18 protein-coding genes and 3 pseudogenes are annotated in these 21,408 nt (G+C 58.7%); 17 read left to right on the top strand and 4 right to left on the bottom strand.

The window, feature by feature from the left end; genetic code table 11:
- Nucleotides 1-208: 208 nt before the first annotated feature.
- A complete protein-coding gene (locus NKJ77_RS30425; RefSeq protein ID WP_081726247.1) occupies nt 209-496 on the bottom strand; it encodes a hypothetical protein in 288 nt (95 codons plus the stop codon).
- A gap of 780 nt (nt 497-1,276) precedes the next feature.
- On the opposite strand from NKJ77_RS30425, the gene NKJ77_RS30430 reads away from it, so the two are divergent.
- The 4 genes and pseudogenes from NKJ77_RS30430 to NKJ77_RS30445 all read left to right on the top strand — a co-directional run bounded on the left by NKJ77_RS30430 (nt 1,277) and on the right by NKJ77_RS30445 (nt 5,089).
- Nucleotides 1,277-1,492, top strand: coding sequence for a hypothetical protein (locus NKJ77_RS30430; RefSeq protein ID WP_352536258.1), 216 nt, complete (start codon nt 1,277-1,279; stop codon nt 1,490-1,492).
- A gap of 212 nt (nt 1,493-1,704) precedes the next feature.
- Nucleotides 1,705-3,359 (top strand): annotated as a pseudogene (locus NKJ77_RS30435) (MFS transporter).
- Between the two features lie 256 nt (nt 3,360-3,615).
- A complete protein-coding gene (locus tag NKJ77_RS30440) occupies nt 3,616-4,398 on the top strand; it encodes an NAD(P)/FAD-dependent oxidoreductase (RefSeq protein ID WP_031242936.1) in 783 nt (260 codons plus the stop codon).
- Nucleotides 4,399-4,897: 499 nt separating this feature from the next.
- Nucleotides 4,898-5,089, top strand: a complete 192-nt coding sequence (locus NKJ77_RS30445) for a hypothetical protein (RefSeq protein ID WP_023727257.1) — start codon at nt 4,898-4,900, stop codon at nt 5,087-5,089.
- A gap of 175 nt (nt 5,090-5,264) precedes the next feature.
- Here the strand turns inward: NKJ77_RS30445 and hemN are convergent, their stop codons facing one another.
- Nucleotides 5,265-6,626 carry an oxygen-independent coproporphyrinogen III oxidase gene (gene hemN / locus NKJ77_RS30450; RefSeq protein ID WP_352536259.1) on the bottom strand — a complete coding sequence of 454 codons (1,362 nt, stop codon included), beginning with the start codon at nt 6,624-6,626 and terminating at the stop codon, nt 5,265-5,267.
- A gap of 1,007 nt (nt 6,627-7,633) precedes the next feature.
- On the opposite strand from hemN, the gene NKJ77_RS30455 reads away from it, so the two are divergent.
- From NKJ77_RS30455 to NKJ77_RS30475, 5 genes and pseudogenes are all read left to right on the top strand, one after another.
- A complete protein-coding gene (locus tag NKJ77_RS30455; protein WP_023747649.1) occupies nt 7,634-8,791 on the top strand; it encodes a porin in 1,158 nt (385 codons plus the stop codon).
- Between the two features lie 18 nt (nt 8,792-8,809).
- Nucleotides 8,810-9,073, top strand: a pseudogene (locus NKJ77_RS30460) (thiazole synthase); the annotation flags it as partial.
- Nucleotides 9,070-9,666 (top strand): annotated as a pseudogene (locus NKJ77_RS30465) (thiamine phosphate synthase); the annotation flags it as partial. The pseudogenes NKJ77_RS30460 and NKJ77_RS30465, both read left to right, overlap by 4 nt.
- 48 nt (nt 9,667-9,714) lie before the next feature.
- Entirely contained in the window at nt 9,715-10,023 is a 309-nt protein-coding gene (locus tag NKJ77_RS30470; protein ID WP_435053460.1) for a bifunctional hydroxymethylpyrimidine kinase/phosphomethylpyrimidine kinase, read from the top strand.
- A 508-nt stretch (nt 10,024-10,531) separates the two neighbouring features.
- Complete coding sequence (locus tag NKJ77_RS30475) at nt 10,532-11,026, top strand: MaoC family dehydratase (protein ID WP_031194149.1); 495 nt, start codon at nt 10,532-10,534, stop codon at nt 11,024-11,026.
- A gap of 795 nt (nt 11,027-11,821) precedes the next feature.
- Here the strand turns inward: NKJ77_RS30475 and NKJ77_RS30480 are convergent.
- Both NKJ77_RS30480 and NKJ77_RS30485 read right to left on the bottom strand, forming a co-directional pair.
- The gene (locus tag NKJ77_RS30480) at nt 11,822-12,298 is read right to left on the bottom strand and encodes a type II toxin-antitoxin system VapC family toxin (RefSeq protein WP_023747652.1); all 477 of its coding nucleotides are present in this window, start codon (nt 12,296-12,298) and stop codon (nt 11,822-11,824) included.
- Nucleotides 12,295-12,597 (bottom strand): hypothetical protein, encoded by a 303-nt coding sequence (locus NKJ77_RS30485; RefSeq protein ID WP_023747653.1) that lies wholly within the window; start codon nt 12,595-12,597, stop codon nt 12,295-12,297. The genes NKJ77_RS30480 and NKJ77_RS30485 overlap by 4 nt, the downstream gene beginning before the upstream one ends.
- Before the next feature lie 397 nt (nt 12,598-12,994).
- Between NKJ77_RS30485 and NKJ77_RS30490 the strand changes: the two genes are divergently transcribed.
- The 8 genes from NKJ77_RS30490 to NKJ77_RS30525 all read left to right on the top strand — a co-directional run bounded on the left by NKJ77_RS30490 (nt 12,995) and on the right by NKJ77_RS30525 (nt 21,169).
- The gene (locus NKJ77_RS30490; RefSeq protein WP_023747655.1) at nt 12,995-13,339 is read left to right on the top strand and encodes a recombinase family protein; all 345 of its coding nucleotides are present in this window, start codon (nt 12,995-12,997) and stop codon (nt 13,337-13,339) included.
- Between the two features lie 263 nt (nt 13,340-13,602).
- Nucleotides 13,603-13,932, top strand: a complete 330-nt coding sequence (locus tag NKJ77_RS30495) for an ArsR/SmtB family transcription factor (RefSeq protein ID WP_352536263.1) — start codon at nt 13,603-13,605, stop codon at nt 13,930-13,932.
- A gap of 27 nt (nt 13,933-13,959) precedes the next feature.
- The gene (gene glyA / locus NKJ77_RS30500; RefSeq protein WP_023747657.1) at nt 13,960-15,297 is read left to right on the top strand and encodes a serine hydroxymethyltransferase; all 1,338 of its coding nucleotides are present in this window, start codon (nt 13,960-13,962) and stop codon (nt 15,295-15,297) included.
- A gap of 53 nt (nt 15,298-15,350) precedes the next feature.
- Nucleotides 15,351-16,526, top strand: coding sequence for a methionine adenosyltransferase (gene metK, locus NKJ77_RS30505; protein WP_023747658.1), 1,176 nt, complete (start codon nt 15,351-15,353; stop codon nt 16,524-16,526).
- Between the two features lie 106 nt (nt 16,527-16,632).
- Complete coding sequence (locus NKJ77_RS30510; RefSeq protein WP_023747659.1) at nt 16,633-17,625, top strand: adenosine kinase; 993 nt, start codon at nt 16,633-16,635, stop codon at nt 17,623-17,625.
- A gap of 953 nt (nt 17,626-18,578) precedes the next feature.
- Nucleotides 18,579-19,433: a pentapeptide repeat-containing protein gene (locus NKJ77_RS30515; protein WP_352536260.1), complete on the top strand. Its 855-nt coding sequence runs from the start codon at nt 18,579-18,581 to the stop codon at nt 19,431-19,433.
- A 450-nt stretch (nt 19,434-19,883) separates the two neighbouring features.
- Nucleotides 19,884-20,294 (top strand): TIR domain-containing protein, encoded by a 411-nt coding sequence (locus NKJ77_RS30520; RefSeq protein ID WP_023747662.1) that lies wholly within the window; start codon nt 19,884-19,886, stop codon nt 20,292-20,294.
- Entirely contained in the window at nt 20,291-21,169 is an 879-nt protein-coding gene (locus NKJ77_RS30525) for a DUF4231 domain-containing protein (RefSeq protein WP_023747663.1), read from the top strand. Before NKJ77_RS30520 ends, NKJ77_RS30525 begins: the two co-directional genes overlap by 4 nt.
- The last annotated feature ends 239 nt before the right edge of the window (nt 21,170-21,408 follow it).

The raw sequence follows: 21,408 nt of genomic DNA on the forward strand, positions 1-21,408 counted from the left end.
ACCCGATTATGGGCCCCAAGGGATCGGTCAGCAGGCTTCCAGATGAACTTTCTTCTTCATGTGCATTCCTCCTCGACTCAAGGGCACTTGCCGTGCGGAGCCGAACACACGCAGTACGGAGATGATAACCCGATTGCGGCTTTCAAGTGTCCTCGCATCCCCCGAGGGCGCCACCTGATCTCTCGGGCAACCTTGTTCGGCGCCGCAGTTATTGAGGCGGCCGGCTTGGAAGCAGTTCCTTATGGCCCTCATGCATAAACCAGAGCACCCGTTTGAGATGACTGCGAAGGGCCTTACGGGCGCGGATGGGCTCTTTGACCGGATCGATACCCAGTACATCCAGCGCCATCTCCTCTTCGCTGGCACTGTCGGCGCAAGCGTCCATGAGCTTCAAATAGAGCTCGAAATGCTTGTCATCATATGCGGTTAGGCTTTCCGACCAGGGGACTTCCGTTGCAATGGTTGGATCAGGCGTTGGGCGCGATCTGCTTTTCATCCATGTCTCGCTTTGGCGATGAACCAGGCCCCCGTTCCAATTCAGAATATCTCCATCTAGCGCACTTTCAACCGTTCTCGGCCTTCTTCGGACAGTTCCCAATCGTTGCATATGGTCGTGGGTTCCAAATTGGCGCGCGGCTGCTCGCGACCATACATCCTCAACTTGGCGAGGCGATGTAACGCCCGGCTGAACCAGAATGGCGCGGCTATTGAGCATCGCCGATTGGATCGAACCTCTTATTTTAGCTTCGCGATAATTTTGTCTGGATGCTTGCAAGCGTCCATCATGCCCCCGTACATACGCTTAAGGATCTCGCCCATCACCGTACGAGCAGCAAACATTTCCAAACTCGATCTTGCAACTTGAGGCTTTGCGTTACTGCATAGCTGCATTGCACAAAGTGTGTTTGCGCATTGCACAACTTTTAGCCATTAAGCTTACAGCTGACGCACGCGATGGTTTCCTCCCATTCCATCGTATCAGCTGTTCCCCTCTGAAGGTTTTGACTTTACATACCTCGGTTTTCCGATGGCCCTTTGTTTGGCGGTCGCCACGTCGTTAATTGGAACGCGGCTCGATCGCCGGTTCAGCCATCAGGCTTTGGAACCCGTTCTGCCCGGCCGACCCCTCCCGACAACAGTCTGACCTTCGCCAGCCTTCTACGGGCAAGCGTTCGCGCCAAAAGTTCAAAGCCGCGTCCGTAACATTCGACGATGAAAGCCAATGTCATCAGGTCGAGCAGAAACTCGTCGATCGCATGTGTGAGGCATCAGACTTTTGTTCGAACTGAAGGAGCAGGGCGCGCGCGTCTTTAATCGCGGCGTGGCAATCGTCTGCGTCAATCAGGGAATTGATCCTGTCAAAGATCTGCAAACGTCCTCACTTTTCGAAAGCCACACTCAGCATCGAACGGCGCTGATGAGTGAGTTTCCAACAAAAGAACAACGTCGCGTTTCGCGGAAAATCGCTCGGCAGCGCGTCGATCAAGCATGATGCCTCCAATGCCATGTGAATTCCGGCTCGCCAACATGTCGTCGAAGGCGAGTGAGCCGGCCCATTTCTGCGTCTCGGCCGCCAGACCACTGGTCAGGAGGAACTGTGGCCACATCGTCGGAGACAAATGGGTTCCATCTATTCTTCAAGCCGCCACGGTTCAGCCTAGATTACATGGGAAGCGACAATAACGGAAAGCAAAGGTTCGCAAAATGAGTAGGGTGGCTGGATCAAACGAAGATTTGGCTGCACCAACGACCTTTGGGCCACTTCTGCAGCCCACCTTTCGTTCAATCTGGCTCGCGACGCAGGTTTCAAGCCTCTGCTGGTTGATGCAGACTGTTGCCATCAGCTGGCTGATGGCAACGATCTCGACTTCCGATCTGATGGTTGCGTTGGTGCAGGCTTCATCGAACCTGCCCGCTTTCGTCTTGTCCGTCTTTGCCGGGGCTCTCGCCGACAATTTCAGCCGGCGCCGGGTCATGTTCGCCGGTCGGTGCCTTATGGTGATTGCGTCCGCGATGCTGACCGCGTCCGTGGCGCTGGGCTTTGTCAGTCCGTGGATGATCCTCGGCTTCAGCTTCTTGATCGCAAGCGGCGGTGCTCTCAATGATCCGGCCTGGCAAGCGTCGGTTGGCGATATTGTGGATCGACGCGATGTTCCCGCTGCCGTCACCCTGCTTTCTGTTGGATTCAATACCGTCCGGACTGTGGGCCCGGCGCTCGGCGGCATTGTAGTTGCCTCGTTTGGCCTTATGGCGGCATTCGCGGTGACCACGCTCACCTATTTCGTACCCTTGGCCACTATTTGGCGCTGCAAGTGGAAGGTTCGTTCTTCCCCTCTTCCACGCGAGTCGATGAGGACGGCGATCTATGACGGGCTGCGCTTCACGGGGATGTCATCGGAAATCAAGGCCGCGATCGCGCGCGGAACCCTCTTTGGCTTGGCGAGCATCGCCATACTCGCGCTGCTGCCGGTGGTTGTCCGCGATCAGCTGGGAGGAGGCCCGCTCGCCTATGGCGCGCTCATGGCCGGCTTCGGGACCGGAGCCGTCTTCGCTGGCCTCTCCAACAGCCTGTTCAGACGGAGCTTGTCGCAGGAGCGGCTGATGAGGCTCTCCTGCGTCGCCTGCGCGGCGTGCTCACTTTCCCTGGCACTGACAACTTCGATCGGGGTGGCGGCAATTGCACTCGCTTTGGGCGGCGCGGGTTGGGTCACCGCCTGGTCAGGGGTCGGTGTGAGCGTGCAGCTGGCAAGCCCGCGCTGGGTCGTGGGGCGCACCATCTCGATCTACTAGCTTTGATAGATGGTGGCATCGCGCTCGGCAGCTGGGTGTGGGGCACGGTGGCCGAAAACCATTCGCTGGCCCTGGCGCTGGAGGGTTCCGCTGCCTCCCTGATGTTCGTCGCTGCAGCCGGCGTTCTGTTTCCTCTTCGCGAGCGCCGCGACTCAGAGCCCGATCCTCTGGAGGAATTCGATGCCCCGGCTGTCGCTCTCAATCTGAAGCCGAGAAGCGGCCCGATCGTGGTCAAGGTCGAATATCTGATAGCCGAGAGAAATCTCGAGGCTTTCCTCGACCTCATGCGGCAGCGGCGTCATGTACACAGCCGGGTCGGTGCTCGGAATTGGACGCTCCAGCGGAACCTGCAGAAGCCTATGCATTGGACGGAAACGTTCCGCACGCCGACCTGGACGGACTACCTTCGCCTCAATCATCGTCTGACGGAAGTGGACAAGGAACTGGACGAGCGTGTCTTCCAGTTGCACGCGGGAGTGGAAGCGCCTCAGATGACACTTTCCATCGAGCGACCGACAAGCTCGGCCCGCAAGCCCGAGCACTCAGCTTTTCGCCATCCCCGTCATTGAAGCCCGGCCGGCACAGAAAACGCGATTCTTGTCTATCGCGCTCAAACCGGTGCGGGAGACGGACAATCCACCAAAATTCGATGATGGGTGGCAGAGAAGAACCCCAGGCTGAGAGTGCGACCGATCGGTCCCCACGGTGAAGCGGAGCCTGGGGCTACAGCGGCACGCGACTATTGCCGCGTGTCACCTTTTGAATTTAAAGTCTTCCTCAGTCCGCCTCGCTGATCCGGGCCAACGCTATCTTGAGGTTGGCATTTTGTCCCGCCAGCTCGCTGAGACGATCACGTTCGGCGGCGACCACATCCGGACTGGCGTTGGCAACGATGCACCCGCGCGGAGCGTGCTGTTGCTGGAAGCAGGAAGGCATGATCGGCCAAAGCCGGGAGAGGTGCTGCCGGCAGTAGCGAATGGGCTGCTGCGTCAGCTTGGTGTCTGGACGCCGTTCGCCGAGGCCGGCTTCGTTGAAAATCGTGCGCTTGTTTCGGTGTGGGCCAATGAAGTTCCCAGCGAGCGGCACGGCATGTTTTCCGCTCAAGGTGCCGGCTGGCAGCTCGACCGGACGCGATTCGACCGGCTGATGGTGCAGGCGGCCAAGGCGGCAGGTGTGGACACGCGGTTTGGCTCGGCCGTGGGTTCGGCAGTGCGCGACGATCAAGGCTGGCTGCTCAAGCTGGCCGATGAAGCTATCGTTGCCCGCGCCGTGGTTTGGGCGACCGGTCGCAGTTGGAGGCTGGCGCGATGTTTCGGCGCCAAGCTCACCATGCACGGACATCTTGCCGCCTACACACGCTTTTTCGACCGCGCACCGGGCGATTGCAGCATGGTCGTCGAGGCGCGTCCCGAAGGCTGGTGGTACAGCGCCGACTTGCGCGTGCCTCACCGATCCGGATCTGGGCAGCGAACTGCGCAAAGCCGGACATTGGTACCGCGCTTTAGCCGCAACGCAGTCCATCGCGCCGCTCGTGCCGCCCAACGCAATCGAGACCGCCAGCATGATCAAGGCGGCGGGAACCGCAACAATCGATCCCGCCGCCGGTGACCGCTGGGTCGCGGCGGGCGACTGCCTGTTCTGTGCCGATCCACTGTCATCACGCGGGATCGTGCATGCACTCCGCTCAGGGATCCTGGCGGCCTACGCGGCATCGGACATGCTGGACGGGCGTGGCGATTCGCCTGCGCCCGCTATGCAAAATCGCCACACGCGGCTTTGCCGATTAGCTCCCGGCGCTGGCTGCCCACTATGCAGCCGCCGCGCGATGGGACACGCCTTTCTCGCAGCGGCGGCGCAGCCATATCTTCCACGCGTCTAGCATCGAAGGAGGGAGGTCAGAGGTGGTCTCGGGACGGGGTGCTCGGCATTTATGAACCGACCGAGCGCCAGCGAGTGGTCGTCGGCGGGCTCGATGGCGGCATCAGGTCAGGGAACTCGGCCTCCATGATCATCTCCGATTTAATTCAAATTTGTCTGTATATATTGACGATTGCACTACCTTCACCTCGTAGACGGCAATGCGGGCGGGTAGAGAGGGTTCTATGATATGACAAGCGATTTTTCCGCCGCCCGAGTGCATTTAGATCGAGCGTATGACTACCTTTGTGGGGATGACCCGATGAGTCAAAGGGGCCGCGAAGCCTTGGACCTGCTAATTGAGGCGGTTGCCGTCGAAGAGTTCAAGCAGCCACGCCAAAGCGCTGAGGTGCTAAGGTTTCCGATCGGGCGCCGCTGCTGAGGTCATCTCCACGGCCGCCATGTAGCCTCGCGGGTGAGGCGCTCACGGCAGGGACTCGCCGCCCCGGAGGGCCGGGAACGAACGCATTGGCAATCGGAAAGCCCACTTGCCAGACCAGCGCCCGGCCGGCGTGGCAAGTAGGCCGGCGGTTCCAAGCGGAGACATTGATGCCGGACTATGTCGTGCTTTGCATCGCATTAAGCTGCTGCGGGATATACGTAACGCCATCCCTAAAAACATCGAATGCGGCAGCGACAGCGCGAATCCCAAAGCGATGCTCCCGCCGTACGCGGACAAAGCCGTTTTCGAAGTCCACTATCCCGTCCTTGGCCAGCATGGCCAAGCGCTCAGCCGAATCGCGAAGACGGATCGGATCAGATCCGTGGGCGACACAGATTGCCGGCACGTCAGCCTCGAAATCGCACATTAATCGCTCGATAATTGCGGCTCGCACGCGGTCGTCGTCTGTGAGGCGATGGCCCTTCGATGTCGCCAGTCGGCCAGCTGCGATGTGCTGGATGTAGGAATCCCGTGTAACTTCGTTTTGAACGTATCCCTGGCCGATGCGGCCGATAGCCGACGCGCCGAAACCGATCAGGGTTCTGCAGGTATCGGCCGAGTAGCCCAATGAGTTACGTCGCAGGCGACCTGTTTCCTGTGCCAGCGCGAGCTCGTCGTCCGGCAAGGCGAAATGGTCGAGCCCGATCTGTCGGTAGCCGGCGGCAATCAGCGTCACGGCGACAGCCGCATACTGTTCAGCGCGGGCAGCGCTGTCGGGAAGAAATTCCGCCTCGATGAGGCGCTGATTCTTTACTTGGGATGGGATGTGCGAGTAGCCGAACAAGGCAAGCCGGTCGGGGCGCATGGCGACCGCTGCCCTCGCCGTCTCGACGCACGACTCCACCGTTTGACGCGGCAGGCCGTAGATGAGGTCGAAGTTGATGCGGCTTACTCTATGCCGGCGCAGCACTTCCACGGCAGCCGACGTCTGGGCCTCGCTCTGGATTCGGTTGATCGCTTTTTGAACAATGGGATCGAAGCTCTGTACGCCCAGGCTCGCGCGGTTCACGCCGGCCGCTCCCAAGCCTTCCGCCATCTCGGGCGCGAGCGTGCGTGGATCGATCTCGATGGCGACCGTAGCTGTTGTCGAGATGGCGAAGCGGCATCGCAGGAACTCCATCAGAGCGAGGAACTCGGCTGGTCCGATGAGAGACGGCGTTCCGCCGCCGAAATGTATGTCGCTCACGGGCAACGTCTTCGGCACTCGCTCCGAAACCAGACGGATCTCGTCACGCAGCGCCGCCAGATAGTTGAGGATGGGCGCATCACGGCGGGTGATGGTGGTTGGGAAGCCGCAATACCAGCAGGCTGATCGGCAGAACGGAACGTGCAGGTAGAGTGACACCGGATCATCAGCCGGCAGGTTCCTGAGCCATTCCTCATAAGCCTCGGCGCCGACCGCCCCAGAGAACTCCGACACAGCCGGATAGATAGTGTACCAAGGCAGCCGGGCCTCTCGAAATTTCGTGGTCTGCAACGGTCACCGTCCCATGCTGATAACATCCAACCTTACCGCTGCGCTCGCCTGCGTCTTTGCGCTATGTCAGTCCGTTCCGCTTTGGGCTCGAAATTTTTTAGCAATGGGCGCCGTTCAGTCTTGGCTGGACAGCGATGGTCTGAGCGCACTCGGTCAGCGACTGACGATGGTGTTCCCGCCGAAACCCTCACGCGCACCGTTTTGTTCGACGTCCCTTCCCTTCATCTGCGCGTGGGAGACTCTTCTGAACGCAGATGCCGCATCCGATGAGACAATACGGTGTTGGGTCCAGACTTTGCACGCCAGCTAGCGCCGCCCATAATGATCTCTGCCGTCTCGATGAGCTCGTTGTGTGAATTGCTGGCAAGAAGCATTAGCTGTGCCGCGCCGCTTTCAACACGAAAACCTGCTCGACGCGACCGTCAGGTCCGCCGCAATGCCAAGGCTGGCGCCTACCGACTCAGTGGCGCAAGGCTGCGGCGCGTGGTTATCGACCATCAGCTCGCCAAAGTGACGGCGTCGTACCGAGCGGTGGCCGCCGCATGATGCCTCAACGGCGGGGCTCACAGGAAACAATGCCGTCGCCATTAAGCCAAACTGTCGCGAAGCGAACAGACGAACCGTAGCCGAAACGTTTGCCGTTCGTGCTTGGGTGGATCCGCAAGGCAAAAAGAACGGAAGCGCGAACCAAGGTCCGCCCGCACATTTGAGCTTCAAGCCGCAGCTGGGTCGTCAGGGTGGCACGTCATTTGCAGTAGTACCCTTTGTGAGGCCCGCCGCGGAGGTGAAAAGGGTGATTGTACAAAAATGTTGTATGACCGTCTGGGAGTGATAACTACTTAATATATGTGACAACAAGTCTCAATCACATTCTAAATTCTCCTGAGCATTAGCACGACAGGTGCAGCAACACTCCTAGAATTCAGCTTGATGCGCTATCAATCGTTTGCTTGGCAAAAATCATTTATCGGTCTCGATTCCTTTTACTATTTAGACGGAGATCAACAATGACCATTGGGAGCCTCCTCCTCGGCTCAACTGCGGCACTGGCCGCCGTTTCCGACGCTCGCGCCGTGATCATCGTCCCCGAGCCTGATCCGACTGAGTACGTCAAGATCTGCGACGTCTACGGCTCCAGCTACGTCTACATTTCAGGCACCGAGACCTGCCTGCGCATCGGCGGCTATCTTAGCTACTACGTGGGCTTGGGCGATGTCGGATTGTTTGACCACGCAAGAACCTCAGATGTGAGGACTGGTGAGGATCAGGGTACATGGCAAAACAACACGCGCTTCACACTGAAAGCTTGGACCGGCCAGGAGACCGAACTCGGCACGTTGAAGACCTACACCGAAACCCGCGTGAATTTCGGTAACCGCCACACTTCGGTTTCGGACAGTTCTCGGTCCTATGCCTTCAACGGAGACAGCATCTTGACTTTCGCCTGGATTCAGCTTGGTGGCCTCCGAGTTGGTAAGGACTGGTCGGCCTTCGACATGTTTATTGGCGGCGCGGGTGACGTACTCAACCAGACGCCGGTTCCGTACGGCGCTTTGGATACCAATGTGGTCCAGTACTACTTCGACGCCGCGAACGGCTTTTCCGCCGTGGTTTCGCTCGAAGAAGGCTCAGGCGTGGTGGGCACAATCGACAACTACGCTCCGCACATAGTCGGCGGCTTGAAATACACACATGGCTGGGGAGCGATCACCGGCGTTGCTGGTTATGATAGCAACTACGAATCGGTAGCCGCCAAGGTCCGTGTCGACATCAATGTCACCAACGAACTGTTGCTGTTCGGAATGTTCGGCTACGGTTCCAATGGCAAGCTCAACGACGACTCCATGAACGCGATCGACGCTCATGGTCGCGGCTTCTATAAGATTTGGGGCGGGAACTGGGCTTTCTGGGCTGGCGCCGCTTACGAGGTCAACGAGACAACTTCGTTCAACCTTCAGCTCTCGGGTGATCAGCTCAAGAACTATGGTGTCGCTGCGAACGTCGCCTATGCGCTTCTTCCAGATTTCACAGTTACGGCTGAACTCGACTACGACCGCTACGGAGGCTCCGCCGTCGGAAAGGTGAAAGCTTCCGAAGTGAACTGGGCCAATGCCAACAAGAAGGGCAGTGTCGGCGGTATCCTGCGTTTCGAACGCTCATTCTAATGCGATGAAGCGTTGAGCTCCGAGGTCCAGTTGATGCGCGGACATTTCCCCTACATTCCGTTGATTGTGGATGCACGGCTCGGACGGCCGTCGTACGCGGCGACCGTCATGGAGCTCAGGTTTGACGCCGTGCTCCTGAACACGGCGGTCCCGAGGGCGGCCGATCCGGTCGGCATGGCGCGTGCATTCGGCAAAGCGGTCGATGCCGGTCGTGAAGCTTTCAACTCGGGAATGCTCGAACCGCGCTACTCACCGACGGTCGGCAGGGCTGTCTTCTCATGAAGCTCGATCCCTTCTATCTGAATTTCGACGTGCCGGCTGGGTTGACCGGCTGGCGCCGCTCGGCGTGAGTCTGCTGCAGCTCCGGATAAAGGATATGGACGAGAAAGGACTGCAGACGGAAATCCGCCGCGCGAACGACGCCTGCGCGGTCCATGGTTGCCAAGTGAGCGTCAACGACAATTGGCGCACGGCAATCGAGGAAGGCTGCGACTTCGTCCATCTTGGTCAAAAGGATTTGGCTGCCGCCGATGCTGACGATTAAATACGCCGGATTGAAGCTCGGCCTTTCGATCCACGATCACACCGAACTGGAAACGGCGCCAGTGGCTGAGCCGGAGTATGTGGCGCTCGGCCCATCTATCCAACTAGCCTGAAGCAGATGAATGGGCGTCGAAAGGGCTCGAGCGGATCAGCGAGTGGAAGCACCAGGTCGCGCCGATCCCATTGGTCTCCATCGGCGGCCTCAACCTGACCGGCTCGAAGGCGCTTTTCGAGGCTGGCGCGGAAAGCGCAGCCGTGGTCACCGACTTTGCGCTGAACGACGCCCCAGAAGCGCGCACGCGAGAATGGATCGAAAGACAGAACAATGGCGCTGGGGCGAGAACCGCATCTGCTCGTTGTTGTCGGGTCAGATTCCCGCGGTGGGGCTGGAATTGCCCGCGAGATCGAGACGATCGCTTGCCTTGACGTGCGCACCTGCCTTTGCTGTCAGCGCGCTGACGGTGCAAACCCAGGAAGACGCCTTGGAAATCCAAGTTACGCAACCCGGTCTGGTGACGGACCAAATGCGCGCTGCGCTTCAGCCTAACAGAGTGGCCGCCACCAACATCGGCATGCTCGCAACGGCTGAGATCGATCGTCGCTGCGGTTGCCGCTGTGCTGCGCGAATATCCGCGCATACCGACAATCCAGATCCGGTGCTGCTTCCACGTCAGGCGAGCGCTTCTTGAAGCAAGCGCCACCCGCATCATAAAGTAGCATCTGATGCCGCTTGCCGTGTCGACACCCAATGTCATTGAACTGGCGCTGTTTGCCGGCTCACAGCTAGCGGCCAATGAGGTCGGCGCGCTTCAAGAAGGACCACAAGCCACCCCGTCTGCTGGACTACTCCTCCACCATTCGAGACACGGATGGTTCCTATCCAGACAATTGATTTTATCAATCTGCGACAATACCGCATAGCGGCGCCGGCGGAATGATCATCCGTAGCAAGACGAGCTGCTTTCGGCGGCCTGCACGACGCGCACCGCGACCGAGTACAAGCCGGCTCGTCTGCAGCCATGTTCGGATCGGCCGCATCGGGGCGCCGAATGAGATTGCCGGCGGAACGCTCTATTCGTGCAGCTGTGACGGCAGTCATCTCACCGGAGCCATCCTGCCGATGGATGGCCGGCAGTCGGTGCAGCATGGGCTGACACTGTTCACGGAATGAAGCCGCTCGCGCTTCGGACGGTTGAAATGGAGGACATTAGCTTGGAACCGATCAGTCTCGACGAGCTTCTGGCCAGCGTCGGCAAGGAAGTCGGCGTATCGCCGTGGCGGGTGGTCTCGCAGCGGATGATCGACCAGTTCGCCGAGTCCACCGATGACCACCAGTTCATCCACTGCGATCCGGAGCGCGCCAAGCGCGAGACGCCGTTCGGCGGCACCATCGCACATGGCTTCCTGTCGCTTTCGCTTTTGTCGGCGATGACTTTCGAGACCATGCGGCCGCTCGAAAACTGCAAGATGGGTGTCAACTATGGCTTCGAATCGCTGCGCTTCCTGGCGCCGGTGAAAACCGGATCGCGCATCCGCACCCGTTTCGTACTGGCCGACGTCAAGGTCAGGCCGTCGGGCTGGGTGCAGACGGCGCTGGGCGTGACGATTGAGATCGAGGGCTCGAAAAAGCCGGCGCTGACCGCGCGCTGGTTGACGCTGACGCTGATCAAACGCCAGCCGGAGGCGGCCTGAATTGCTCAACGAGCGTCAGCAGAGACGATCTTCACGTGCCGGGGCGATGTAGGCGACCAGTGCGCACCGATCGGCAACGCGGCCACGGGGGTCGGCTAGATAGAGTGGCAGGAATGCCTAATCGGGGCTCCGTCTCGGAAGGGGCGTCGATGTATCGGAAGCGCTTCGGCTTTCGGCGCTGCATTCCTTCTTCACGAAGTCCATGGAGAATTCCCGACCACGGGGTCGAAAGATCGGCTTGTGATCGGAGTGGGCAGATCCTCCCCGACTGAATCTGCCAATAGGGTGTTATCGAGTTAACCGGGTCGAACTTGAGGTCGCGGGTGTCGCTGATCGGCTGCTCGTCCAGCTCGAGAGCTGCCAGCTAAAGGCAGAACACGGCGATGCCAAGAGCTCCGCAGTTGATGTGGACGCCCAGAGCTGGGAGTACAGACCGACGAGTTCCCGGCGGGCGAATTTGCCATTGGTAGCGCGCCAGACCAGTCGCGAGAAAGCCTCGATGAGAAGGCCCCGAGCCGCGCGCGGCATCGACTACGTTTGGCGAGAGGCCTTCGAAGACGAGATCGAGTGTAAGATGGACGAGCTCGACACGCATATCGCGCAGTCCCTGCGATGGCGCCTTGTCCGCGGCGCTCGTGCGTGCGAACTGTTGGTAGATCGAGCTGACTAGATGAACCGGGATGGCATTAAAGCGGAACTGGAAGAGACGCCCTGGCCGAACTAAGCAAGATCAATCCAGCCATCGCTAAAAGGTAGGCGAACACGAGACGTTCGGACGCCGTGCCGCTGAAATCCTCAAGTTGAATCGGCCGGACCGTTGGAGCTATCATCACCCGCTAGGCTTCCAGAGCTACGGAGCGGGTTGATTATCTGAACGTCCTCGAAGTCCTTTTCATTGTCGGTCACTACGACACACTCGTTGGCTTCGGCTACAGCGGCAATGATTGTGTCTAGGGCGCTCCGCGAACAGCCTCTGGCTTTGCCGTTGGCCATCAGCCGCGCCCACACGAGGCCAGCTTTCTCGTCGAACGATAGCACGCGGCCAGCGAACAGCGCTTGCGGGCCTTCGGAGCCCTCGAACCAAGTTTCAAGGCTGCTGCGCTTTTTCCCCTTCGGCTTCTTTAGGATGCCTCGGCGAATTTCGGCGACAGTAAGCGAAGCAATGAAGAGGTCTTCGTCCTTCTGCGCGCCCATCCAGGCCAGCAACGAGCCCGAAGGCGCCGGCTTTATGACGTTGCTGATGATATTGGTATGAAGAAGGTAGCGCGTCACAGCTCGATCTTGCGCCCCTCTTCGCGCGGCCGGCTGAGGTCGAGATTGGAGCCAACCAGAGGCGAGCGACGCAACGCGGCGAGAATGCTGCCCGCTTTCGGTGGCTCACCCGCCACGGCTTGCTGTATGGTCCGACGAAGCTGTCGGGCATCCGGCCCGCTCTCCGTTAATTTTCGGGCAAGAGTTCGCAGTAGATCGCGGTCTGCGTCGAACGCCAGGATCTCGAACCGCGCGATGCCGCGCTCAGCCAGGCGAGACCGATAATTCTCGATGGCTCTCTTCTGTGCAGTGTTGCCCATCGCGTGCCTCCCTTCTCTATCCGGATATATAGCCATGGCTTCTTCGGAGCACAAGGTCGCCCGTCATCGGCCAGCACTGGCTCCTGCGCGACGCGCGTTATTGATCACAAAGAATTTCCAGCTTGTCGAAGCACTGTGACTTGGCATCATTGTCGCGAAACGGAGTATTTCGCGTCAGGACAGGAAGGCGATCATAGCGCGCCGAAACGGCAACAGCCGAAAAGCTTCGTGTGGTCGCCGGCGCGGCCCGCGAATCGGCTGTGCCTGCGTCGCCGAAGCCCGATCGACGCTTCGTCAATCTGGTCCGGCTGCTGGCGCGACAGGCCGCACGGGATTTCGTTCAAGCCGAAACGGATAGCCAGACGCGAGACCGCGTCCCGGAGTAAGGGGCCGCCTCATGAAGGTCGCGCTTGGCGCTCGCTACTCAACTGACAATCACCGAGACGCCTCGATCGAGGATCAGTTGCGGCTCTGCTGCTTGGGTGCTGAAAAGCAAGGCTGGACAGTCGTCGACAGCAATACCCACCGCGCGATCTGCGGCGCGTCGCTGTTGCGTCCCGGCCTTCAGGAGCTGATCAGCGATGCGATGCAGGGCAAATTCCTGATAGTGCTCGCAGAGGCGATGGATCGCCTGACGATGACCGCTGCAAACCGGGAGCAGGCCAGGCTGGGCAAACGTTGCAACAGATCCTTCAAGGAAATTCATAGACTCTTAGCAACTCCGGCTCGCTGTGAATGGTAGGCTTATTGCAACGTCTGAGGTCAGTGGTTCCAAACCCTGGCCCCGCTTGTCTTCGACCGGCCGAACTGCTTGCAATTTCGGCTAACGGCAAGAAGAGCGCCCATTTGTTTGTTCGACACAGATATCGACGGTCGTCACGGCCACCGAGATTTGTCCGGTCGTTGGACAACCTTCGAAATCTGCAACTTCTGTGGAGAACGCGAAATGAGAAATTCGGTAGGACGTGGTCCTGAGCCATGATGACACTGATTAGTCGCCTACGCATGGCAGCGCATCCTGACCGTCTTCGAATCCTGGGCCTTTGTGCGCATGCGGACCTAACTGTCTGCGACCTAGCGGAGATTCTGGGCGTGTGTCGAGAGCGGGTTGCGCGACACGTCCGGCTGCTCGCCAGAGCCGACTTTCTTTGCTGCAACGAACAGCCTCCGTGGCGCTCGTACCATCTCACCGCAGGATCCAACGACGGCGGGCTGGTTCAATTATTGGTTGATCTCCTGCCCCATCGCGACGGCTATCATAAACAGGACCTGCAGCGGCTCGAAGCGGTACGAGACACGCGGCCGAAGGGGACCGCGTGCTTGATCGTGAAATAGTCAATTCAATTGGAGCGCGAAGCTACCATGGACAACTCCGCCGACGGCACGATCGATCAGCCCGACACCTACGGGCGGTCTTCCTTGGCCGCAGTTGATTGGCGCGTTCACGAGCTGCTTCTGAGACAGGAGCGGCAGGAGCGAACGACGCTTAAGCTCATCGCCTCAGAGAACTTTGCGTCCTCGGCCGTGCTGGAAGCGAACGGCTCGATTTTCACGAACAAGTACGCCGAGGGGTACCCCGGTGCGCGCTACTACGCTGGAAACGAGATCGTTGATGAGCTTGAGAATCTGGCCATTGAGCGCCTGAAAACATTATTTGGCAGCGAGCATGCCAACGTCCAGCCTTATTCCGGCTCGCCGGCCAACCAGGCTGTCTATCGTGCGCTTTTGAGTCCCGGTGACAAAGTCATGGGCTTGCCCCTTCCGGAAGGGGGCCATCTGACTCATGGTTGGGCCATCAACTTTTCCGGAACTGACTATCAACGCGTGCCCTATGGTCTAGATGAAAAGACACAGCAGATTGACTATGACCGCTTGCGCGAGACAGCCAAGCGGGAACGGCCGCGGCTCATTTGGGTCGGCGGAACTGCCTACCCGCGTGTCTTTGACTACGCGGCAATGGCAGAAATCGCCCTGGAAGCGAACTCCTATCTCGTAGCCGACATTGCGCACATCAGCGGCCTGATTGCCGCGGGAGCGCACCCGAATCCCGTGGGCCATTGCGACGTGGTCAGCAGCACGTCTCACAAGTCGCTCCGCGGTCCCCGCGGTGGCTTCATTTTGTCAAGGAACGAAGATCGCTATCAGGCCCTGTATCATACAAAGAGCAAATACAATCTCGCCAGACGAATAGACCGGGCGGTCTTCCCTCACCTGCAAGGCGGGCCCCACATGAATGCCATCGCTGCGCTAGCGGTTGCCTTGCACGAAGCCGCGAACCCGTCCTTCCGAAGCTACGGCCAACAGACGGTCAAGAATGCCAAGGCTCTGGCACATGCACTGCTTGAGCGAGGTTATGACTTGGTGACCGGGGGGACGGACAATCACATGCTGATCCTTGATCTTCGCGATCGGCCCCTATCGGGCAAGGCCTATGCCGAGCGACTAGCAAAGGCAGGAATCATCACAAACTTTAATATGGTGCCAGGCGACCCGCGGCATCCGGCGGTCACAAGCGGAATTCGCCTGGGGGCGCCAGCAGTGACGTCAATGGGCATGCGCGATGTGGAAATGGTGCAAATTGCTGGCTTCATTGACTCCGTCCTCCGCCGGCCCGATGACGAAGACCTCCATGCGCACGTGCGAAGAGACGTTGCCGACTTGTGCGCTGCGTTCGAGGTCCCGGGCATCTCCGACAAGTAAGGTGGGCCAAGCAAAATGCCCATACTACATCCAACACCCGAAGCGAGGTATTCATGGCTAGGCAGTTCGTGTTCTCTTCCGAATCGGTTGGCGCGGGGCACCCGGATAAGTTGGCCGACAACATCTCGGATGCCATCCTCGATGCCATCCTTCGCACAGATCCCAAGGCGCGCGTCGCCTGTGAAGCGTTGGTAAAATCAGGGATAGTCGTCCTGGCTGGCGAGATTACCAGCGATGCGCAGGTGGATTACAGCCAAGTTGCGCGCGATACGATTCTCGACATTGGGTACGACGACGAGGCCGTCGGCTTTGACGGCCGGCGTTGCTCCGTCGTTCATGCCCTCACAGAGCAGTCGCCCGACATCAGCCAAGGCGTTGACGAGGGAAGAGGGCAAGACCTCCAGCAGGGAGCGGGAGATCAGGGCCTCATGTTCGGCTACGCATGCCGCGAAACCGATACCCTGATGCCTTTGCCGATCCAGCTCGCTCATCGCTTGACGAAACGGCAGGCGTATGTCCGGAAGGCACAACAGCTTGGCTGGTTGCGTCCTGACATGAAATCCCAAGTCTCAGTGCGCTATGAGGGGTTGCGCCCGGTCGCCCTGGATACCATCGTCGTGTCGACGCAACATGACGAGCAGGTCTCGCAAGAGACTGTCCGCGAGGGCGTCATTGAGGAAATCATAAAGCCTGTCCTGCCGACCCACCTGGAGACGGAAGGCATCAGAATTCTGGTCAACCCGACGGGGCGGTTCGTAGTCGGCGGGCCGCGCGGCGACTGCGGTCTCACTGGACGCAAGATCATCGTCGATTCCTATGGCGGGATGGGTCGTCATGGCGGCGGCGCCTTCTCGGGCAAGGACCCGTCCAAGGTTGACCGCTCAGCTGCCTATGCGGCCCGCTATGTCGCAAAGAACATCGTCGCCAGCGGACTTGCGGACGTGTGCGAGGTGCAGCTTGCTTACGCAATCGGCGTGGCCAGTCCGGTTTCCGTCATGATCAACACGTTCGGGACAGCCAGGGTTGAGGAAAGCAGGATCGAGCGCCTCATTCTTGAGTTGTTCGATCTCAGACCGAAAGGCATTATCAAGATGCTTGATCTCTTACGCCCTATATACCGCAATACAGCGACCTATGGCCATTTCGGCCGTGAAGAGCCTGATTTCACCTGGGAGAAGACAGACAGGGCGGACGAATTGCGTCGCGAGGCAGGACTCGCCGCCCCGTGAGAGCCGCCGGCGATCGGATTGGCAAGCGGAAAGCCCATTTCCACCGGCAGACCCGCGCCCGGCCCGCGTGGCAACAGAGCTGGCGGGTTCCCAAGCGGAGACATTGATGCCGGATTATGACGTGCTTTGCATCGGCAATGCCATTGTCGACATCATTGCCCAGTGCGACGAGGAATTCCTCGAGACCAACGGCATTATCAAGGGCGCGATGAATCTCATCGACACAAAGCGCGCCGAATTGCTCTACAGCCGCATGGGTCCGGCGATCGAGGCGTCCGGCGGCAGTGCCGGCAACACAGCGGCCGGCGTCGCCAGCTTCGGTGGCCGCGCCGCCTTCTTCGGCAAGGTCTCCAATGACGCGCTGGGCGAAATCTACGCTCACGACATCCATGCGCAGGGCGTCGCCTTCGACACCAGGCCGCTCATGGGCGAGCCGCCGACGGCGCGCTCGATGATCTTCGTCACCCCCGACGGCGAACGCTCGATGAACACCTATCTCGGCGCCTGCGTCGAGCTTGGCCCTGAGGATGTCGAGGCCGACAAGGCGTCTGGCGCCAAGGTCACCTATTTCGAAGGCTATCTGTGGGACCCGCCGCGGGCCAAGGAAGCAATCCGGCAGACGGCCAAGCTGGCGCATGCGGCGGGCCGCGAAGTGTCGATGACACTGTCGGATTCGTTCTGCGTCGACCGCTATCGCGACGAGTTCCTCGACCTGATGCGCTCTGGCACGGTCGACATCGTCTTTGCCAACAGCCACGAGATCAAGTCGCTCTACCAGACATCGTCGTTCGACGAGGCGCTGGCACAGATCCGCAAGGATTGCCGGATCGCCGCTGTGACGCGTTCGGAAAAGGGCTCAGTGATCGTGCGCGGCGACGAGACCGTGGTCATCAAGGCGACCGCGATCAAGGAACTGGTCGACACGACGGGCGCCGGCGATCTCTATGCCGCAGGCTTCCTGCATGGCTACACGCAAGGCCGCGACCTGCAGACCTGCGGCGACCTTGGCTCACTAGCGGCCGGATTGGTGATCCAGCAGATCGGCCCCAGGCCGCGGCAGAATTTGCGCCGCGAGGCGGAACGGGCTGGGTTGCTGTAGATGCGCGGGCAACTAACCAGCTGCCCTACCGACGCGATCATCGCAGTGGCGGAACTGTGTCAAAGCTCGCTGATAGCGACAGCCATTCGCTTCGGAGAACTGACCGATGCTGCTGCCGTGAAGCTCGCTGGAAGGCGGTGCAAGGCGGGCTTGCCTTGACGGCATTCACCGTCTTCGAGATTGCCACCGGCATTTTCCAGAAGCTCAGCTTGGGGAAGGCCAGTAAGGTTCCTGAGGTAACGGAGAACTCGCGGCGTCCGTCGGAGCACTTGACTTGCGATCACGTCCCACGATGTCGAATGCGGGCAGACTGGTTAGCCATTGGTATGGGACCAGCGGAATTGGCAGCAAGGCTTCATCTTCGTCAATCTCGACGAGGCGCCGGATGTGAAGCCCGGCATTCCGCGGATATTAGGAAGTGCTCGCCTAGCTGGTATTTCACACATCCGCATCGCGGTCTGGCTTCCACGATTTTGGGATCGTCGAGGGCAACGAGGAAGGGATTGCGACAAAAACGATCCCTGACGGGCGGAAAGGGACTACCCCGCCCTCTCGGAAACGCACCGCCGTGTTCTAAGCTATTGATGTTATTGCGCCGGTCTTGTTGTCGAAGGTACCAAAAGGTACGAAATGAAGCAACGGCATCATCTGCGGATTATAACTCGACCAGATGGTTGTCGCCGATGGCGGAGACCCGGTGGAGTGCGGCCCGTCAAGGTTCCTTTTAGTGTCCCCCGATTATATGGGTGCCAAGATACCGACCCTGTGACTATCCTGGCGTATTGTTGATCGATATGGTGTCTGGGGCACGACGACGGGGTTAAGCTGTGAGTTGGTGGGACCGACAGAAGTTCCGTTGGCGACTGCGCCGCAACAAGTGGAGGCGCAGATGGATTTCGTTCCGAAATGCAATTGGGCCATATGCGCCTCCTATCGGTATCGCGGTCGCATCGGTGGCACTGCTTCTGTACCTGCGTCCTATCGGGGGCTCCGTCGGTGACATCGAACAAGGGGTCTACGTCGAAGCTTGGGGAACGCTATTCGACATCATCTTTGTCGTCCTGCTGATCGGCTGGTTTGAGCTTCGGCGCGAACGAAAGCAGCACATAGAGCGCTACAGCGAGGAGATAGACGACTACAAACGCTGGGACACTGAAGAGGCACGTGTGCGAATTGCTGGAAATCTGCGGCGGCTCTCCAAGCTGGGAGTGACCGCCTTTGATCTGCGCGGGATAACCCTTCGTGACTTCTCGTTTTTCCAGAACAGAATCACGAAGTTGCGCGGCACGGTGTTCAATACGAATTCGATCAGCGGACTAGCAAACTTCGGAACCGTACTCGACAATGTAGACTTCTCTGCAACTGATTGCGTTGGAGTGGTTTTCTCAAAAGGCATGCTGGGTGGCACCTTATTCGGGATAAAGGGTACCAACTTGCGATTTCTTCAAACAAATCTCGTTAACGCGACTTTCGACGGCGCTACGCTTGAATGGACGGACTTCAAGCCGAATGAGGATGATTGGTTTGAGGTGATAGATGACGATCCGCAGAACCGGGCCCAGGTGTACGCTCCGCCATTCGAAGATGCCGAGCTAGCAGGTGCAAGCTTCCGCAACGCCAATTTACTAAATGCCGATTTCAGATATGCCAAGGGTCTCGAATTTGTGAATTTTAGCGGGACCAAAGGGCTTGAGACCTGTTTTTTCGATGAAGGTGTGCGTGAGAAACTGAACACGCTAGTGCATGTCGTGGTTGATAGTACCCCGCCGGTAGTTGTTACGGCCGTCCCGAAAGAATCCAAGGGCTAACCCGTTCTTCAAGTCGCTGCAGAGGGTCGAGTGGCGGGAACTAAGTTGATTTTGTAAACCGCAGTTAAGGGCGACACCGTCACTCCGCACGCGCAATGATACCCCTGATCGCTATCGAGTGATTCCGGCATACGTCAACAGCCCGGCAATTCCCGCGCCGTAATAACAGAGATGCGGCACCGTAGGCTGTCAACAAAAAGTCCCCAGTGTTGACCACGTCCTTCATGGTTCCGGTTTTTTCGTAGAACGTCTTTAGGAGCGCTCGAACCATTTTCAAAACCGCCTCGGCGTCAGGTGCGGCTGCTAGGGATCGATTTCCACCGCAAAAGATACTTCAGGGGGCAAGAAAAGGCCAGGAGCATTGACCGCTGCGCGGCACGTGCTAAACGGGACTTATGCGGCTATTTGACCGATACCTAATATTTCTTGCGCTTTTCAAAGGATGCTGTCGTGCCATATCTACACAACCATCGGCTCTTTATCAGCCACGCGTGGAGCTACAGTGAGCGGTACGAACGTGCGGTAAGGTTTTTGAACGATGCGTCGAACTTCGAGTGGACAAATTACTCCGTTCCCGTGGACGACGCGTTCCCACGTATGAGCAAAGCCGAACTCGCCGAAGCGATGAGGCGCCAAATCCGACCCGTGCAGTGCGTGGTGATTGTCTCCGGGATGTATGTTAACCACAGTGACTGGATTCAGTTCGAGATGGAGTTTGCAAGGTCCCTCGGCAAGCCGATTTTAGGAATCAAACGGTGGGGGGAGCAGAGAACGCCGCAGTCCGTAATTGACTATGCTGATGAGATGGTCGCTTGGAATTCGGCCTCCATTGTCGCAGCAATTCGTCGTCTTGTACCTTGACAATAAAGTTCGATTACCCTGCGCTATATCGTGCTGCGAGCCAGCTCTCCGCTGGCTCGCAAAGTGAGTTCCTATGGCTCATTCGAGCTGAGTACATGTTGCTCCTGGTCGCGGCAATCCTTTCTCTCGACTTGAGTCAAACGCCCCTTTACTTTGCTGGATACGCCTTTGTTTTCTTGATTTCGCTGGGAGTTTTAATCACTCGCAGTTTAAAGAAGCCTGAGCAAGACTGGTACAAAGGCCGAGCACTTGCAGAGTCCATTAAGACCTCATGCTGGCGCTACTGCATGCGGGCGGAACCGTTCGGCGATGCCGACAAAGTTGCGGTTCGAAGGGCGGAGTTCCGAAATTATTTGCTCGCGATCCTTGATGCCAACCACCATATTGGAAGTCGAATCCCGCCAGACGAAGCCGCCAACGACCAGATTACGGTCTCGATGGAGGCGACGCGTGCTCTGTCGCTGGATGATCGAAAATCGTACTACGATACCCATCGGATTCGTGAGCAACGCTCTTGGTATGCAGTTAAGGCGAGCAAAAACAAAAAAGCGAGTCGAGCTTGGATGTTCGCTGGTATAACTGCATACGTCATTGCCATCGGACTTGTTTTGCTACGGATAGCCAACCCTGTCCTGGCGATTTGGCCTATAGAGCCGTTAATCGTCTTAGCTTCGAGTATGGTGGGTTGGACCCAAGTAAAAAAATTCAACGAGCTTTCGTCTTCATACACTTTAACGGCCCACGAGATTGGGATCATACAGGGACGCGTTATGGAAGTCGCATCAGAGGCTGCTTTCTCGGACTTTGTGAACGAAGCCGAACAAGCCTTTTCGAGAGAACATACGCATTGGGTAGCCCGTCAACAGACACAGTGATTCCTTGCCTGCTGCCTTCGAATTGTGGATTCGTCGAGAGGGCAGAATCCAACGAACCGGCTTAGGCAAGAGACGCCAATGACTCGTGACGCCTACCGCACCGCGAAATCGGTTGGGCTCATCCCGCACACCTTCCGCAGCCTCGGTGTTGGCTCGGTAGTGTGCTGAGAGTTCTGCAAATTCGCTGAGAGGGGGCGGTCATGGCAGGCTGGTGATTGTTCACGTCACCTGATTCCCGC

This window comes from Mesorhizobium sp. M0052, from assembly GCF_040323255.1.
Lineage (GTDB): Bacteria > Pseudomonadota > Alphaproteobacteria > Rhizobiales > Rhizobiaceae > Mesorhizobium.